The 17408-nt window shown below is 50.0% G+C and carries 13 protein-coding genes; 9 read left to right on the forward strand and 4 right to left on the reverse strand.

What is annotated here, in order from left to right; all coding sequences use genetic code 11:
• Positions 1–7: 7 nt before the first annotated feature.
• On the reverse strand, positions 8–700 hold the full coding sequence (locus tag ACYSNS_RS05235; protein WP_461722092.1) for an HAD family hydrolase: 693 nt from the start codon (positions 698–700) through the stop codon (positions 8–10).
• Between the two features lie 389 nt (positions 701–1089).
• On the opposite strand from ACYSNS_RS05235, the gene ACYSNS_RS05240 reads away from it, so the two are divergent.
• Positions 1090–2223, forward strand: a complete 1134-nt coding sequence (locus tag ACYSNS_RS05240; protein ID WP_461722093.1) for a DNA methyltransferase — start codon at positions 1090–1092, stop codon at positions 2221–2223.
• Positions 2224–2448: 225 nt separating this feature from the next.
• Here the strand turns inward: ACYSNS_RS05240 and mutY are convergent, their stop codons facing one another.
• Both mutY and ACYSNS_RS05250 read right to left on the reverse strand, forming a co-directional pair.
• Positions 2449–3510 (reverse strand): A/G-specific adenine glycosylase, encoded by a 1062-nt coding sequence (gene mutY / locus ACYSNS_RS05245; protein ID WP_461722094.1) that lies wholly within the window; start codon positions 3508–3510, stop codon positions 2449–2451.
• Positions 3511–3914: 404 nt separating this feature from the next.
• On the reverse strand, positions 3915–5237 hold the full coding sequence (locus ACYSNS_RS05250) for an MFS family transporter (protein WP_461722095.1): 1323 nt from the start codon (positions 5235–5237) through the stop codon (positions 3915–3917).
• 291 nt (positions 5238–5528) lie between these two features.
• On the opposite strand from ACYSNS_RS05250, the gene ACYSNS_RS05255 reads away from it, so the two are divergent.
• The 8 genes from ACYSNS_RS05255 (at position 5529) to ACYSNS_RS05290 (ending at position 16510) form a co-directional block, all read left to right on the forward strand.
• On the forward strand, positions 5529–6287 hold the full coding sequence (locus ACYSNS_RS05255; RefSeq protein WP_461722096.1) for a glycosyltransferase family 25 protein: 759 nt from the start codon (positions 5529–5531) through the stop codon (positions 6285–6287).
• Positions 6288–6289: 2 nt separating this feature from the next.
• Positions 6290–7267: an NAD-dependent epimerase/dehydratase family protein gene (locus tag ACYSNS_RS05260; protein ID WP_461722393.1), complete on the forward strand. Its 978-nt coding sequence runs from the start codon at positions 6290–6292 to the stop codon at positions 7265–7267.
• Entirely contained in the window at positions 7264–7785 is a 522-nt protein-coding gene (locus ACYSNS_RS05265; protein ID WP_461722097.1) for a DUF721 domain-containing protein, read from the forward strand. The genes ACYSNS_RS05260 and ACYSNS_RS05265 overlap by 4 nt, the downstream gene beginning before the upstream one ends.
• A 104-nt stretch (positions 7786–7889) precedes the next feature.
• Positions 7890–8549 (forward strand): DsbA family protein, encoded by a 660-nt coding sequence (locus ACYSNS_RS05270; protein ID WP_461722098.1) that lies wholly within the window; start codon positions 7890–7892, stop codon positions 8547–8549.
• Between the two features lie 74 nt (positions 8550–8623).
• Positions 8624–12082 (forward strand): chromosome segregation protein SMC, encoded by a 3459-nt coding sequence (smc, locus tag ACYSNS_RS05275; protein ID WP_461722099.1) that lies wholly within the window; start codon positions 8624–8626, stop codon positions 12080–12082.
• A gap of 188 nt (positions 12083–12270) precedes the next feature.
• Entirely contained in the window at positions 12271–14931 is a 2661-nt protein-coding gene (ppdK, locus tag ACYSNS_RS05280; protein WP_461722100.1) for a pyruvate, phosphate dikinase, read from the forward strand.
• A gap of 22 nt (positions 14932–14953) precedes the next feature.
• Positions 14954–15706, forward strand: coding sequence for a polysaccharide deacetylase family protein (locus ACYSNS_RS05285; RefSeq protein WP_461722394.1), 753 nt, complete (start codon positions 14954–14956; stop codon positions 15704–15706).
• 18 nt (positions 15707–15724) lie between these two features.
• The gene (locus tag ACYSNS_RS05290) at positions 15725–16510 is read left to right on the forward strand and encodes a DUF1499 domain-containing protein (RefSeq protein WP_461722101.1); all 786 of its coding nucleotides are present in this window, start codon (positions 15725–15727) and stop codon (positions 16508–16510) included.
• Here the strand turns inward: ACYSNS_RS05290 and ACYSNS_RS05295 are convergent.
• Positions 16495–17400: an MBL fold metallo-hydrolase gene (locus ACYSNS_RS05295; RefSeq protein ID WP_461722102.1), complete on the reverse strand. Its 906-nt coding sequence runs from the start codon at positions 17398–17400 to the stop codon at positions 16495–16497. The genes ACYSNS_RS05290 and ACYSNS_RS05295 overlap by 16 nt on opposite strands.
• Positions 17401–17408 lie beyond the last annotated feature (8 nt).

Genomic DNA, 17408 nt, shown 5'->3' on the forward strand with positions numbered 1-17408 from the left:
AACGTTTTTACAGGTCTTTCCACTCGGCCATGGCTTGAATGACCGCCGGAAGGTCTGTGTGACGTGATATAACCGTTTCTGCACCAGCTTCCGTCAAAGCGTCTGCCAGCCCCGGATAGGCGTGGCTGCCTCCGGTAAAACCGATTACGCGCATGCCGGCAGACGTCGCGCCGTGGACGCCATGCACGGAATCTTCAATCACGATCGTATTTGCCGGAGTTGCCTTGTATTTATCGGCTGCGAAAAGATAAACATCCGGCGCAGGTTTGACCTTTTTGGTCCCAACTTCCGGTGCAGAGAAAATTTTACCTTCAAAAAGATCATAAAGGCCGACAATGGTGAGCATGCGTTCAACATTTTCACTTTTTGAATTGGAACAGATGCAGTAGGGATAGAGGGCCGCAACAGCTTCCACAGCATTACGTACACCATCAATTGCCTGCAATTCCGTTTCAATCCGTTCGCGGAAAATTTCCGCCACGCGGTCGATCAGACTTGCCGAGATAGGAAGCCCGGATTCACGTTCGATTTCTTTGAGAATGTCGACAAATACCAGACCGGCATAACGGTTGCCGAGTTCTTCAGCCGAAATTTCATGTCCTGCTTCGGTAAGCAATTGCGAACCGATTTGTGCAGCCAGAAATTCCGAATCTACCAATACCCCGTCACAATCAAAAATGACCAGATCAATTTGTGGCATATGCTTTCCCTGTATGCTTTCAGATTTATATCGCTGTTTGTAATCGCTTCAGCCCGTTAGGGCAAATCTTCATTATGATGAACGATAGATTTAATCTGACTCTTCGTTTTACCGAAATTCTTATCTGATAGGAGCAGGATAAAAAATTGATCCAGTGAATCACTTCTCCTACCGATGGCTTCACACTTTTCGGGAATTGCTCCAAATGCAAATCAGAAACGGTTTCATTGCTCAATATGCATAAAAAATCGGTCGATTTATGACTAGCCGTCGTTTTTATTCAGGCGTTTAACTTCATATTTACCCTATCCGGTAACCATAACAACAGTCGAGCCCTTGAGTCGTTTTGGTAATGGGGCAGTGTTTGAGTAAGTGTAGTCGAGTATCCCATGACCGCTGTACGTCTTGTAAAAGATCTTGTTACCGCTTCCCCAGAAGAAGCATGGCGCAACCAAATCCTCAAAGGCGATTGTGTTGCTGCCTTGGAAAAACTTCCAAGCCAGTCGGTCGACGCTATCTTTGCCGATCCGCCCTATAATTTGCAGCTTGAAGGTGCATTGCACCGTCCAGACCATACGCTGGTAGATGCGGTTGATGATGCTTGGGATCAGTTTGATAGTTTCGCAGCCTATGATGCGTTCACCCGGGCATGGCTCTTGGCTTGCCGGCGTGTTTTGAAACCGAATGGTACGATTTGGGTTATCGGCTCTTATCACAACATTTTCCGTGTTGGAACAGCGCTTCAGGATTTGGGCTTCTGGATGCTGAATGACATTATTTGGCGTAAAACCAATCCCATGCCGAATTTTCGCGGCAGACGGTTCCAAAATGCGCATGAGACGATGATCTGGGCCTCACGCGACCAGAAGGCAAAAAAATACACCTTTAATTACGAGGCCATGAAGGCTGCGAATGAAGATGTGCAAATGCGGTCGGACTGGTTGTTTCCCATCTGCACGGGTTCAGAACGGTTGAAAGACGATAACGGCCGTAAAATTCACCCGACACAAAAGCCGGAAGCGCTTTTGGCGCGTGTTATTATGTCGTCAACAAAGCCAGGTGATGTCATTCTCGATCCATTTTTTGGTTCAGGTACGACAGGCGCCGTGGCCAAACGGCTAGGCCGCGATTTCGTTGGTATTGAGCGCGAACAGTCTTACATTGATGCGGCGGTTGAGCGTATCAATGCTGTTGAACCGCTGGCAAAACCCGAACTTGCTATCCTTACCGGCAAGAGAGCGGAACCGCGTATCGCTTTTATCAGTCTGATCGAAGCTGGTCTGCTTAAACCCGGTACGGTTCTTCATGACAAAAAGAAGCAGCACTCCGCTATCATCCGTGCCGATGGTACGATTGTTTATGCGGGGGAAGCGGGTTCGATCCATATGATGGGACGCAAGGCACAAGCTTCAGAAAGCTGCAATGGTTGGACATTCTGGCATTTCGAAGAACAGGGCAAGTTAAGGCTTATTGACGAGCTTCGTCTGACGATTCGGGAACAAATGGCCCAAACCGGCGTTTAATAAATATAAGATCGGATAACCTCCAGTCTCCGATCTATTTCAAGCGTGTGCGAGAGCACACGCTTTTTTCATGAAGTTCGCAAATTTGCTATTTTTTCTGAAGCCCATAACTACAGTGGAGCATTTAACCATCTGAAGATGACGGTGAAACGTCACAATGTTTTCAGCCGGGTTTTGAAGCTCACATGCGCTTGTTACCGATGCTTTGCAGCTTTAGGGTTTGCGTTAGTGGTTTTTCTTAAAACGCAACGCTATTGCGGTTGTTATGGCCTTCTTCATGACCGTCGGCAAAGCTTCCTGTCCCAACATGTCCACCGGACACCACCAGCCATTTCCTGCTAATTTCTTATCGACATTTTTAGCCAGATATACATCCAAAGTGAGCGAGAAATGGGTGAATATATGATTGGCTTGGCCTTTTAACTGCCAGTCTGCCGCAAAAGGCGGCGTGCAAGGCATCTCATCATCGTCAGGGCCGAAACTATTCGGTATCTGGGTCATTCCACCCAAAAGTCCTTGATCATGACGCTTTTCAAGATAAACCTGATTGTCATCGCTGAGAGCCACAAAGGCCGCCCCCATGCGGGCTGGTCGCGCCTTCTTGGGGGCTTTGACGGGATAGTGTTCAGGCTGGTTTTCAGCTTTTGCCCCGCAGGATTGTTCAAGCGGGCATATAATGCAGGCCGGATTGCGCGGCGTGCAAATGGAAGACCCCAAATCCATCATTGCCTGAGCAAAATCTCCAGGCCGCTCTATCGGTGTGATTTCCTGGGTTTTCTCTTTGATTTCCACTTTCGCTTTGGGTAGGGGGGTATCAATTGTAAACAGTCTTGACACAACGCGTTCGACATTGCCGTCGACAACGGCGACAGAACGACTGAATGCAATAGCCGCTATGGCCGCCGATGTGTAATCGCCGATACCGGCAAGTGCCCGCAGTTTTTTTAAAGATTGTGGGAAAATCCCATCATATTCTTTGACGAGTTGGTCAGCGCATGCTTTCAGGTTGCGCGCGCGAGAATAATAGCCAAGCCCCGCCCATGCTTTCATGATCTCGTCTTGACTGGCTTTTGACAAAGAAAAGATATCAGGCCATTTTTTGAGGAATTTCTCGAAGTAGGGTTTAACCGCTTCAACGGTTGTCTGCTGCAGCATAATTTCCGAAAGCCATACGCGGTAGGGATCAGGCCTTATGCCTTTTGCCAACTCAACCGGTGTAACGCGCCAAGGCAGCACACGATGATGCCTGTCATACCAGGAAAGCAGATCTGTCGAAATTTTATGCATGCTGCTTCCAAGCATAAACACTGACAAAATGCAAAAGAAAAGGCAGCCGGCTTATCAGCGACTGCCTTTTTCTACCCAATTGATTGGGTGCCTGTTTATCGGTTGATGATATGGATTATAGCGTGTACCGAAAAGTGGGAACCGGTTTTCGGAAACATACACGCGGTAAAGCAAAGAGTTTAACGTGTACCGAAAAGTGGGAACCGGTTTTCGGAAACATACACGCGGTAAAGCAGAGAGTTTAACGTGTACCGAAAAGTGGGAACCGGTTTTCGGAAACATACACGCGGTAAAGCAAAGAGTTTAACGTGTACCGAAAAGTGGGAACGGGTTGCCGGATAACTACACGCGATAAAACAAACGCTTTATGCGTGTAGTCTGATTTCAATAGAACGCTACACGCATTAGTGGATGTCGTGTCCCTGTAAATATCCACCTTTTCTTGCATCTTTCATCACAAATGCACAGATGAGAGCAATCACCATCATCACGGTCACATACCAATAAAAGAAATTGTCCAAGCCTTTATCCTTGAACCAAAGTGCCACATATTCGGCTGAGCCGCCAAACAAGGCATTGGCCACCGCATAGGAAAAGCCGACACCAAGCGCGCGCACCGATGCAGGAAACATCTCTGCTTTCACAATACCGCTGATTGACGTGTAGAGGCAGGTAATAGCCAGCATTACAACGATCATTAAGAAAGCACCAAGCTGGCTATGTGTCGAGCCGATAAAGCCAAGGGCTGGTACGGTCAGAACAATCGACAATCCCGACCAGATGAGCAAAGACGTACGCGTGCCAATTTTATCGGCAAGCATTCCGAAAAGCGGTTGCATAACCATGAAGATGAACAACGCACCCAGCATCATCGCATTGGCTTCCTTCGGAGTGAAACCGGTCGTGGTTACCAAATATTTCTGCATATAGGTTGTGTAGGTATAAAACGTCAGTGATCCGCCAGATGTAAAGCCTACGACGAGCAAGAAAGCACGCGTGTGGTTTTTCAACAGGCTGATGAGACTGCCAGCTTCCACACTGTTTCGCGATTCCTTGGTGGACGTTTCATGTAGGGAGCGACGAAGATAAAAAGCGATAATGGCGGTGAATGCACCGATAACGAACGGCACGCGCCAGCCCCAAGCCTTGAGTTCAGCGTCGTCCAGGAACATTTCCAGTAGCACCACGACAAAGACAGCCAAGAGCTGCCCGCCGACCAGCGTGACATATTGGAAAGAGCTGAAAAACCCACGCCGACCTTTCAACGCCACTTCGCTCATATAGGTGGCAGTTGTTCCATATTCTCCGCCGACGGACAAACCCTGCATCATGCGCACGAGCAAAAGGAGGATGCCGGCCGCATTGCCCCAACTCGAATAGGTGGGTAGAAAAGCGATGATGAGAGATCCCACACACATCATGACAACGGATATCATCATGGATAGTTTCCGGCCATATCGGTCGGCAATCCGGCCAAAAATATAGCCACCGATGGGACGCATCAGAAATCCGATAAAAAATACACCGGCTGTTTTCAACAATGCCGCGACTTGATCATCTCCCGAAGGATAGAATTGATTGGCAAAATAAATCGAAGCAAAGGCATAGATATAAAAATCATACCATTCGACCAGATTGCCGGAAGCGCTGGCAATGATGGCAAATACCCTTTTACGCGTATCATGCGGATCGAGTGTTGGATTTGTTGTTGTTTGATTGTCCGCCATAGCAGCCTCCCAGTATGAATCGATGGGGAACCTTGCCGTAGCTTGGCCTGTGCGACTAATCACATGCTGGTGAAGAGTAGGAAAAGCAGCCGCTATCAGTTCAATTAAAGGTGATGACCTTAGCGTCAAAAGCCTGTATGTGCATACCGTCTGTAAAGACGTTTACTTTAATAAAACCACCCATTAGGGTCGCATTTTTAAGAAATTGGAGCTGCACCTTTTCGTTAGATATTTCATAAGCACATGAGAACCGTAAAAGAAACGCCAACATAGATTGCAAATGAGGAAACGGTGCATATACCTGTCTACATCATCAATCTTGATCGCTCAAAAGAGCGGCTCGAAGCCGTTTCAGCTTCAGCTACACAAGCAGGACTAAGCTATCAACGCGTACCAGCTGTCGATGGCAGCCAGGTGGATATCCAACATTGCGAACGAATAGATGAAAAGCGCTTTCGCCGTCGTCATGGAAAAAATCTGCTTCCGGGCGAGGTCGGTTGTTACCTTAGCCATCTTGACGCATTGTCGATTATTGCGAAAGGTGACGCAGCTTTCGCGGTTATTGTTGAAGACGACATCGCATTCGGACATGATTTTTCAGCAATTCTTTCATCGCTGACGACGATATCGGGATGGGACGTGATCAAATTTGCCAACCACCGAAACAGACTTTTTCATCGTGATATGTCGATTACAGACGATGTCAGTATCGGGCGTTTCCTGCATGGGCCGCTTGGCAGTTCGGCTGCTTACATGGTCACGCGGGAAGGTGCCGCAAAACTAGTGGCAAAGCTGCAGCCGATGAGCTTGCCCTATGATGTTGCATTGGAGCGGGGCTGGACGGGATACCGCTTGTTTTCGACAAACCGCAATATCGTACAGTTTTGCGATACGTCTGGCTCGACGATCACCCAAGGGCGTAAAAGTTATAAGAACAACCGATTGCCAAAATGGAAACGTATCGGTACATTTTTCTTTCGGTTGTCCGATTATATCCGACGCATGGTTTACGCTGTCATGCCGTCCGGTTTACGCCGTAAAGGGAACTGATGATGAAAGCAATTGTGACAGGTGTGGCAGGCTTTATCGGCTCTCATGTGGCGGCTGCGCTGCTGCAACAGGGGTGGAGCGTCATTGGGTTCGACAACCTCAACGATTATTATCCTGTAGTGCTTAAAAAAGCCCGTCTGGCGCGTATTGCCGATCATCCGCAGTTTCGATTTGCCAAGGTCGACATCGCCAATGGCAAGGCACTTTCTGATGCTATTGCCGATGATATGGATGCCGATGTCATCATACATCTTGCAGCGCAAGCAGGTGTCCGCTATTCGATCGAGAATCCTTCTGTCTACGTTTCGTCGAATGTGGAAGGGCAGGTAAGAATTTTTGAGCAGACCCTTGCCATGATCAAGCGTCCACCCATCGTCTATGCCAGCTCATCTTCTGTTTATGGCGCCAATACAAAAGTTCCTTTCTCCGAACAGGATCGGGTGGACAGTCCGGTATCGGTTTATGCTGCGACAAAACGTTCAGGCGAACTCTTGGCAGCGTCCTACGCCCATGTCCACGGTATAAAATCAACGGGCTTGCGCTTCTTTACCGTCTATGGCCCATGGGGTCGGCCAGATATGGCACCATGGCTATTTACCGATGCAATTCTTGCCGGCAGAACCATTAAACTGTTCAACTATGGCAAAATGCAGCGCGACTTTACCTATATCGATGACATCGTTTCTGGTGTTATCGCTGTAACGCAGCGCATTATTGAAAAGCCAGATCATACGGCTCAAGTCTATAATCTGGGTAACAACCAGCCGGTGGAGCTTATCGATTTTGTCGCGGCTATTGAAAATGCGACAAAATGTAAGGCGGTAACCGAACTTTGCCCGATGCCGCCAGCGGATGTGCCGCGGACCTACGCGGACATAACGCTTGCCGCAAAGGATTTAGGGTTTGCTCCGACGACCAAAATTACCGATGGTATAGCGGAATTTGTGGCTTGGTTTAACCAATATCGGCAGGCAGAATGAGCAGAAAACCTGGGAAAAGGCATTTTCGTTCTCTGGCCGAAACGGCTTCAATTTTGCTCGACCCCATTTTACGCAAACGCACCGGCCTGAATATCGAATTGATGGAAAACTGGCCGCAAATTGTTGGAGAGGCGACGGCGCAAAGCACTTTGCCGTTAAAAATCATATGGGCTCGACGCGCCAGTCAGGATGACCCGTTTCAGCCGGCAACGCTGGTTGTTGCGTGCGAAGGTTTTGCGGCAATGAAACTGCAGCATGAGAGCGGTGAAGTTATCCAACGTATCAACGCTTTTTTTGGCTATGTTGCGATCAATCGCTTGAAAATTGAACAACGTGCAGTACGGTTCGAATCTGTCAAGCCTGTTGCTCGGCCTCCGGTTGATGAACGGGACAAGGTTCTGATCACGCAATTGGCTGCCGGTGTCGAGGATGAAGGACTGCGTCGATCGCTGTGTGAACTGGGGCTGGCGGTGTTTGCCGAGAAGAACGCCATATCTAACAAAAAATTTAGTAAATAGATCAAGACAATGCCATAAGACTGGCTTATGTAGAAAATAGGCGGCTTTTGGCTGCATTTCTATCTATAAAGAAACATGACCAACAATAGAGAAAAGGTGTTGTTATGGTTGCCATGATGAACCGTCGTAGTCTTCTTAACCTTACTGCTGCTTTGAGTGTGGCAGCAACAGCTGGTTTAATATCCGTTCCGTCTTTTGCCGCGGGTGTAAAATCATCTGGTACAGTGGATATGGCCAAGCTGCTCGAGCCCGGAAAAGTGAAGGACATGGTAGAAGGTGATGCGAATGCGCCTGTAACCATCGTGGAATATGCGTCACTGACATGCAGCCATTGTGCTGATTTCTACAACACAACATTGCCCGAGATTCGTGAAAAATACATCAAAACCGGCAAAGCCCGTCTGATCTTCCGTGAATTTGCCTTTGATCCCCGCGCGACAGCTGGTTTCATGCTGGCGCGCTGTGCCCCTGAGGACCGTTATTTCCCGTTGGTTCAAGTATTGTTTGAAAAGCAGATGGAATGGGCAGCAGCGGCTGATGCACTTCCACCATTGAAGCAGATTGCCTCGATGGCCGGCCTTGATGAAAAAGCCTTTACGGCTTGTCTGCAAAATCAAACCGTCCTTGACGAGGTCAATAGCTCGTTTGAACGGGGAAAAGAGCTGGGTGTAACTGCAACACCGACATTTTTCATCAATGGAAACGAGTATGAAGGTGCATTGTCTGTGGAAGACATGTCTTCGGTTATCGATAGTTTTCTATAAGCGCAACATTATGTGCTAGAAAACGGGCGCAGCTTGTTGGCTGCGCCCGTTATGTTTTTGCGTAAGGTTTGTTCATGCAGTTTACCAAGCTGCGGCTTGTCGGTTTTAAATCCTTTGTGGAAGCCCAGGAGTTCGTAATTGAACGCGGGCTTACGGGCGTTGTTGGCCCCAATGGATGTGGCAAGTCCAACCTTGTGGAAGCTTTACGCTGGGTTATGGGCGAAAATTCCTATAAAAACATGCGTGCTTCGGGCATGGATGATGTGATTTTTTCCGGATCGGCCACCCGTCCGGCAAGAAACTCTGCCGAGGTTACGCTCTTTCTCGACAATCGTGATCACACTGCACCGGTTGCTTTTAATGAAGCCGATGAATTGCAGGTTTCGCGCCGTATCGAGCGCGAGGCTGGATCTGTCTATCGCATTAACGGTAAGGACGTCCGTGCCAAGGATGTACAACTATTATTCGCCGATCAGTCCACCGGTGCTCGGTCGCCTTCAATGGTGGGGCAGGGCCGTATCGGCGAGCTCATTCAGGCTAAACCGCAGGCGCGGCGGGCTTTGCTGGAAGAGGCCGCCGGTATTTCAGGTTTACATAGTCGCCGCCACGAAGCAGAATTGCGTTTGCGCGCGGCCGGGAATAATCTCGACCGGCTGGAGGATGTGGTTGGTGATTTATCGTCACGCATAGAAAGCTTGAAGCGTCAGGCCCGTCAGGCAAATAGGTTCAAGGCACTTTCATCCGATATACGTCAGGCTGAAGCCGGGCTTTTCTATCTGCGCTGGTCGGAAAGTAAGAGCCAGGAAATTGAAGCCGAGAGCGCGCTGAACGCCGCAACAGGTTTAGTGGCCGAAAAAGCGCAAGCGCATATGCGCGTGCAAAAAGCCCAAGAAAGTGGAAAGCTTGGTCTTCCCCCATTGCGTGAAGCGGCAGCCAAAGCATCGGCTGCACATCAGCGGCTCAATCTGGCTTTGCGACAATTGGAAGAAGAAGAAAACCGCAATCGTCAGCGCCAATCTGAGTTGATGCGTCGGCTTGAGCAATTGGCGGGTGATATTATGCGCGAGGAACAGCTTGCTGCAGACAACGCGCAAATGCTTGAACAGCTGGATGCGGAAGATGAAATTCTTCGTTTGGAAGCTGAAAATGCGCATGAAAGCGAGGCAGAGCTTGCAGCACGTTTGGAGGAGCTGGAGAGTATCCTTGCGGCGAGTGAGACCAAATCGGCAGAACTTACCCGAAAACGGGCACAAGCCGGTGCTGAAGCAACGCGCATCCACCAGCAGCTAAATGATCTGGCCGCACGTCGACAGCGCATTGACAGCAGCCGCGCAGATATTGACGGGCAAATTAAAGCCGTGCGTTTGCAATTGGATGAAGCCGCTAATCTGGAACATGCCGTGGCAACTTTGGAGGAAGCGGAAAGTCTTTTGGCCGAAAACCAGCATCTGGTGCAGGAAATGGAAGCTGTGGTTGAGGCGGCACGTCTTGCAGAAAACGCCGCGCGCCCCGTCGTCAATGATCGTCGTGATGCACTCAATGGCCTTGTCACCGAAGCGCGTACTCTCGAACAATTGGTAAAATCCATGACCTATGGAGATTACACGCCGGTTGTTGATGAAATCAGCGTCGACCAAGGGTTTGAAACGGCCTTAGGCGCAGCCTTGGGCGATGACCTTGAAGCTTCTGAAAATTCTGCGGCGCCGGTGTTTTGGCATGCAGCGGCTGCGGTTGCCACAGATCAGCAATTGCCAGAGGGTGTTGTCCCACTTTCCCGCTATGTGCGCGCGCCAGAAGCACTCCGTTCACGCCTGCTGCAGATTGGCGTGGTGGACAAGCAGGATGGCGAGCGTTTGCAATCCATGCTGCTGCCCGGCCAAAGGCTTGTAAGCCGGGAGGGAGCATTATGGCGTTGGGATGGTTTGCAGGCGCGTGCCGACGCTCCAACCGCCGCTGCCCAACGTCTGGCACAAAAAAACAGATTGATTGTGCTGGTGGATTTGATTGCGACTGCACGGGATAAGCTGGCGGAGGCGGAAAGCCTCTTGCAGCAGAAGGAAGCTTCGATCGAAGCAGCGCGTTTGCGTGAACGCGATTGCCGTCAAAACTTGCGCATCGCTCATGAAAAGCGCGATGAGGCACAAAAAATACTTGTCCAATTGGAGCGGCAAGTCGGTGAATGGCAATTGAAGCTTTCAGCTTTAGAAGAAAGCCGGAATCGTTTGCAAGCGGAAGCACAGGAACTGGATGTCCAATGCGCGGCAGCCGAAGAACAACAAACTATACTTCCTGATCTGGCAGCTTTTGACACGACATTGGAGCAGCTTAACAGCCAATTGGTTGCGGAACGCGCAGCGGTAGCAAATGCGTCGGCACAATTACAGGGCTGGAAACAAAGCGCTATGACGCGCCTGCGTCGTCTTGAAATGATTGCTGCTGAAAAGCGGAATTGGACCGTTCGTATCGAGAATGCAAAGACGCAGATCGAAGCCCTGCAAGCTCGCCGTGAAGAAGCCATGATTGAAGCGGAACACTTGGCCGACACGCCTGACGGACTGGAAGACAAACGCATTGCTTTGCTGGACGAAATTGGTAAAGCAGAAGCACAGGGCCATGAGATCATGGATCAATTGGCCAGTGCGGAAAACGCGCAAAGCATTCTGGACAAACAGGTTTCAGAAGCTTTTGCCGCTTTATCATCCAGCAGGGAGGAGCGCGCCCGTGCAGAAGAGCGGCTCAATGCGGCGACCGATCGGCGCAAGGATATCGAGACGCGTATCAGCGAGGCATTAAATTGCCCGGCGCATGAGACCTTGCAGCTGGCAGGACTTTCTCTTGGTGAAAAAATGCCTGACATCGGGGTTCTCGAACATCGGCTTGAGCGTTTACGTATTGAACGCGAAAGGTTGGGTGCTGTTAATCTACGCGCTGAAGAGGAAGAGCAGGAATTGCGTTCGCGTTACGATGCGATGACCGTTGAGCGCGATGATGTGTTAGAGGCGATCAAAAAGCTACGTGTCGCCATCCAGAGCCTGAACCGTGAAGGGCGTGAACGTCTTCTGGCAGCGTTCGAGAAAGTGAATAGCGAATTTCAACGGCTTTTCAGCCACCTTTTTGGCGGCGGTACGGCCGAGCTTCAACTGGTCGAATCCGATGATCCGCTCGATGCCGGTCTGGAAATTCTTGCTCGTCCGCCGGGTAAAAAGCCGCAGACAATGACGCTCTTGTCGGGTGGTGAGCAAGCTTTGACAGCGATGGCTTTGATTTTTGCTGTCTTTCTAACCAATCCGGCCCCTATTTGCGTTTTGGACGAAGTGGATGCGCCGCTTGATGACCATAATGTCGAGCGTTATTGCAATTTGATGGATGAAATGGCGGCTTCGACTGAAACACGTTTCGTTGTCATCACCCATAATCCTATCACCATGGCACGGATGAGCCGGCTTTTCGGCGTCACGATGGGAGAGCAAGGTGTCTCGCAGCTTGTTTCTGTAGATCTGCAAACTGCTGAACAACTACGCGATGCCGGCTAGGCTCGAGCACTCAACCTTTTGTTATTCAATCGATTTGACAGCTTTCAATAGAAAAATAGTGTTGGCGTTGTGCGCGTTGTCCTCTACATTTCAACGTGCCGAATAGGCGAGCATAGGGCATTTGCACGCTGTGCCGCTGTAAACGACTTTGACAAAGCCATAACGATGGTAACCGGAGGACATTGAAAATGACGAAATGGGTCTATAGTTTTGGCGATGGAAAAGCAGAGGGTTCGGCGAGCGATCGTAATCTTTTGGGAGGAAAAGGTGCCAATCTTGCCGAGATGAGCAGTCTGGGCCTTCCCGTTCCCCCCGGTTTCACGATTACGACCGAAGTTTGCACCTATTATTACCAAAATGGCAATGGTTACCCCGATACGTTGCAAGAAACCGTCAAAAAATCGCTCGCGCAAATCGGCCAACAAACCGGTCGCCGGTTCGGCGACGCCAAAAATCCGTTGCTTTTGTCCGTGCGCTCTGGTGCACGTGCATCCATGCCGGGCATGATGGATACGGTACTTAATCTCGGCCTTAATGATGAAACTGTTCGGGCAATTGCGCAGGAAGCCGGTGACGAACGTTTTGCATATGATAGCTACCGCCGGTTTATCCAAATGTATTCGGATGTCGTTCTTGGCGTCGATCATGCGTTTTTTGAGGAAATCCTTGATGATGCGAAAGCACGTCACGGTTATGATGTCGATACGCAAATGACGGCGGACGACTGGAAAGCCGTTATTGATGCCTATAAGGCATGTGTGGAAGAGGAACTGGGAGAGGCCTTCCCTCAAGATCCAGAAAAGCAGCTATGGGGTGCTATTGGCGCGGTTTTTTCAAGCTGGATGACTGCGCGCGCGATCACCTACCGCCGTTTACACAATATTCCAGAAAATTGGGGCACAGCGGTCAATGTGCAAGCCATGGTTTTCGGCAATATGGGAGAGGATTCGGCCACCGGTGTTGCTTTTACGCGTAATCCTTCGACAGGTGAGAATGAGCTTTATGGCGAATTTCTTGTCAACGCCCAAGGTGAGGACGTGGTTGCCGGTATCAGGACACCGCAGAATATTACAGAAGCCGCGCGAATAGCTGCCGGATCAGATAAGCCGTCACTTGAACAGATCATGCCGGAAGCCTTTGCGAGCTTCCGTGAAATTGCTGATAAACTCGAACGCCATTACCGTGACATGCAGGATCTCGAATTCACCATTGAAAAAGGCAAGCTCTGGATGCTGCAAACCCGATCAGGCAAACGGACGGCTAGGGCTGCCTTGAAAATGGCAGTGGAAATGGTTGAGGCAGGGCTTATCTCGCAGGAAGAGGCGATCTTACGCATAGAGCCTAAATCTCTTGATCAGCTTTTGCACCCGACACTGGATCCTAAGGCACCAAAAACCACGTTGGGGGTCGGTTTGCCGGCTTCGCCAGGTGCAGCAACCGGAGAAATCGTATTTTCATCTGAAGATGCAGAAGCGCTTTCAGCCGAAGGACGAAAAGCGATTCTTGTGCGCATTGAGACAAGCCCCGAAGATATTCATGGGATGCATGCAGCTGAAGGCATTTTGACCACGCGTGGCGGGATGACCAGCCACGCAGCCGTTGTTGCGCGCGGAATGGGCAAACCCTGTGTGTCAGGTGCCGGAAGCGTGCGGATTGACTATCGGGCCGGTGTTCTGACCGCAGCTGGTGAAAACTTTCACAAAGGTGACATCATCACCATCGATGGCGGAAACGGCCACATATACAAGGGCAGAGTAGCAATGTTGCAACCGGAATTATCCGGTGATTTTGCTAAACTGATGGGCTGGGCCGATGAAATGCGGCGTATGAAAGTGCGGGCAAATGCCGAAACGCCTGCGGATGCGCGGATGGCCCGTTCTTTCGGGGCTGAGGGTATTGGCCTTTGTCGCACCGAACATATGTTTTTTGCAGGTGAACGCATTGTTGCAATGCGCGAAATGATTTTAAGCGCTGATGAAAAAGGACGACGCAGTGCATTGGACAAATTATTGCCGATGCAGAAGTCGGATTTCGTTGAGTTGTTTGAGATTATGCACGGTCTTCCTGTCACTATCCGTCTTCTCGATCCGCCATTGCATGAATTTTTGCCGAAAACCGATGCTGAAATTGCCGATGTTGCAAAAGCGATGGGCATCCCGGCAGAGACCATAGTGGAGAGAGCGCATCAATTGCATGAGTTCAATCCTATGTTGGGATTGCGTGGCTGCCGCTTGGCGATAACCTACCCGGAAATTGCTGAAATGCAGGCGCGTGCTATTTTCGAAGCCGCAGCAGAAGCTGCAAAACGATCGGGTGCCGCGGTGATACCGGAGATCATGGTACCGCTGGTAGCGCTGAAGGCAGAGTTGGATTTCGTCAAGGAGCGTATTGACCATGTGGCAATGGATGTCATGAAAGAACAGGATATAAAAATTGAATACCTGGTCGGCACAATGATTGAATTGCCGCGGGCTGCACTTCGTGCGGCAGAAATTGCACAAACAGCACAATTTTTCTCTTTTGGTACCAATGACTTGACCCAGACAACTTTCGGTATCTCTCGTGATGATGCCGCACCGTTTTTGACAACCTATATGCAAAAAGGGCTTTTGGAGCAGGACCCATTTGTCTCAATCGACCGCGATGGTGTGGGTGAACTGATCGAAATAGCAGCATCGCGCGGACGATCTGAACGGCAATCTATCAAACTCGGTATCTGTGGTGAACATGGCGGCGACCCGCAATCGATCACGCTCTGCGAGGAAACCGGATTGGATTACGTTTCCTGCTCTCCATTCCGCGTGCCGATTGCCCGCCTTTCTGCCGCTCAAGCTGCTATCAGCCGCTGATTGGAACCGCTTGAAGATGAGTATGTCACTTATGCGTGTTTGTTTGGTATCGATAGCAATATTGGTTTCACCTGTCTTATGTCAGGCTGGAACGGTGGAGCCTGTATTGCACATTACAAAGGGGCCTGCATCGAAGCCGCAGGTCGCTTTGACGCTTGATCTCTGTATGGGCGATACGGACCATCGTATTTTTGACGTTCTCATCAATCGCAATATAAAAGCGACGTTTTTTGTGACAGCCAGATGGCTTCGTCGTAATGCGGATATCGTGGAAAAAATACGCTCCCGCCCTGATCTCTTCGAGGTTGCCAACCATGGCGCCAACCATATTCCGGCGATCGATAATCAACCTACAATCTATGGATTGAAAACAGCAGGCAGTTTGAAAGCTGTTTGCAATGAGGTTGATGGCGGCCAAAAGGCCTTAATTGCGGCTGGTTTTGCACCGTCCCGCTGGTACAGGGATGCGTCTGCGCGATATTCTCCAGATGCACTGAAATTGATTGGCAATATGGGCTACAAGATTGCCGGTTTTTCGCTCAATGCCGATATCGGGGCATCGCTTGCTGCAACGTCAGTTGAAAAACGTATTTCGACAGCAAAAAATGGCGATGTGATCATTGCACATATGAATCAGCCAAGGCGGCTTTCAGGTGAAGGTGTTGCCGAAGGGGTGATGGCGCTACAAGAAAAGGGATTTACGTTTATGAAATTGTCAGATGCAATTCCATCGGATAATACAGTGAAACAAGTGACGGATTGTGACGCTTTGTAGAAGCGCGGTTGAGGGGAAATGAGAAAGAAATATGTCCGTATGACCTCACGCGCTGCGGTCTGGTCGCCGCGCCTCGGTGGTTTTGCCCTTTTGGTTTTATTATTTTCCGTCGTCTTTCATCGTTTTTCTCTTATCCGGACGATGGACTTTATTGTACTTGCCACTCTTGCCGGTATTCTAGCGGTTTTATCGCTATTTCTTGCGATCAAAGGGCTTTCCGATCTTTGGTTGCGGGGCGATAAAGGCGGGCTGAAGTCCCTGAAAGGCATTGTCTTTGCGCTTTTGACCGCTACGCCGCTGGCGGCTTTTGGCATATTGTGGTTTATGATGCCGCCGATAAGCGATGTGTCGACCGATACAGATACGCCACCAGCCTTTATTGCCGGCACGCGGCCTGCCGATGCATTGCCGACCGCCAATTCGCTCACAGCCCAAGCTGGATTGCAAGCCGTTGAATGGCCGCAAATGTCCGGGCGGCGGTATGATGGGTCGCCTGACCGCATCCTGAAGTCCGTTCGCAATGTTATTGATTCACTTGGCTGGACATTCATCAAGCAAAAAGGTGTCGATGGTGAAGATGATGCGATCTTCGTCGAAGCACAGGCCAAGACTTTTTACCTCGGCTTTATCTCGGATATTGTGATCCGGCTTATTGACGAAGGCGATACAACCTTTGTCGATATGCGATCTGCATCGCGCTATCTACCGCGTGATTTTGGCGAAAATGCTGGTTTCATCACCACCTTTATGGATGCACTTGATACGGAGATGCTGTCTACCCCGATAGATCAGGATGCAGAATAGGAACCATTCAATCTCGCAACACCATCAGTTTTGACAAGTCCGCGTTCGACCAAGTCTTCGATATGGGCAAATACAGAAAGCGCTGCTGCCTTGTGTAATCTTGGATCGGTATCGCGATAGATGGCCTTAACAATGCTTTCTATATTGTGGTCGCCTTCGCAAATTCTTTGCAGAATTGCACATTCCCGCATTTTGCGATGCGCTTTCATGGCACGTACAAAATGATGTGGTTTATAAACGGCCCCGCCATGGCCCGGCAAATAAACCCGGTCGTCGCGCTTGAGCAATTTATCCAGCGATTGCATATAATCCTTCATTGAGCCATCCGGTGGCGCAACCACGGTTGTGGCCCATGCCATCACATGATCGCCCGAAAAGAGAATACCACTATTTTCAAGCGCGAACGCCGCGTGATTAGCCATATGTCCGGGAGTGGTCACACACGATAAAACCCACCCATCACCTTCGATACGCTCGTCATCTTTCAATGCAATGTCAGGCACAAAATCGCTCTGGCTGCTGGCATCAAGTGCTGTTTCCTCATCCGTTCCGCGTATGCGGGCCGCACGATAGGGGCCTTCAGCAACGATGATGGCGCCTGTAGCCTCGGAAAGCCGCTTCGCAAGGGGGGAATGATCCATATGGCAATGGGTGATAAAAATATGACTGATAGTATGGCCAGCAGTCGCACGCAGAAGATTTTTAAAATGCGCATCATCTTCCGGACCTGGATCGATGATCGCTAATGTGTCCGAGCCGATAATGTAACTATTGGTTCCGGTAAAGGTAAAGGGCGACGGATTGTGCACCGTCAAGCGGCGCACCTGTGGATTAAGGGTAACTGCCGTTCCATAGTCTGGGTCGAAATCCTTGACGAATGGAATAGGCATGGCAGGTT

The sequence above is a fragment of the Bartonella sp. LJL80 genome, assembly GCF_054871565.1.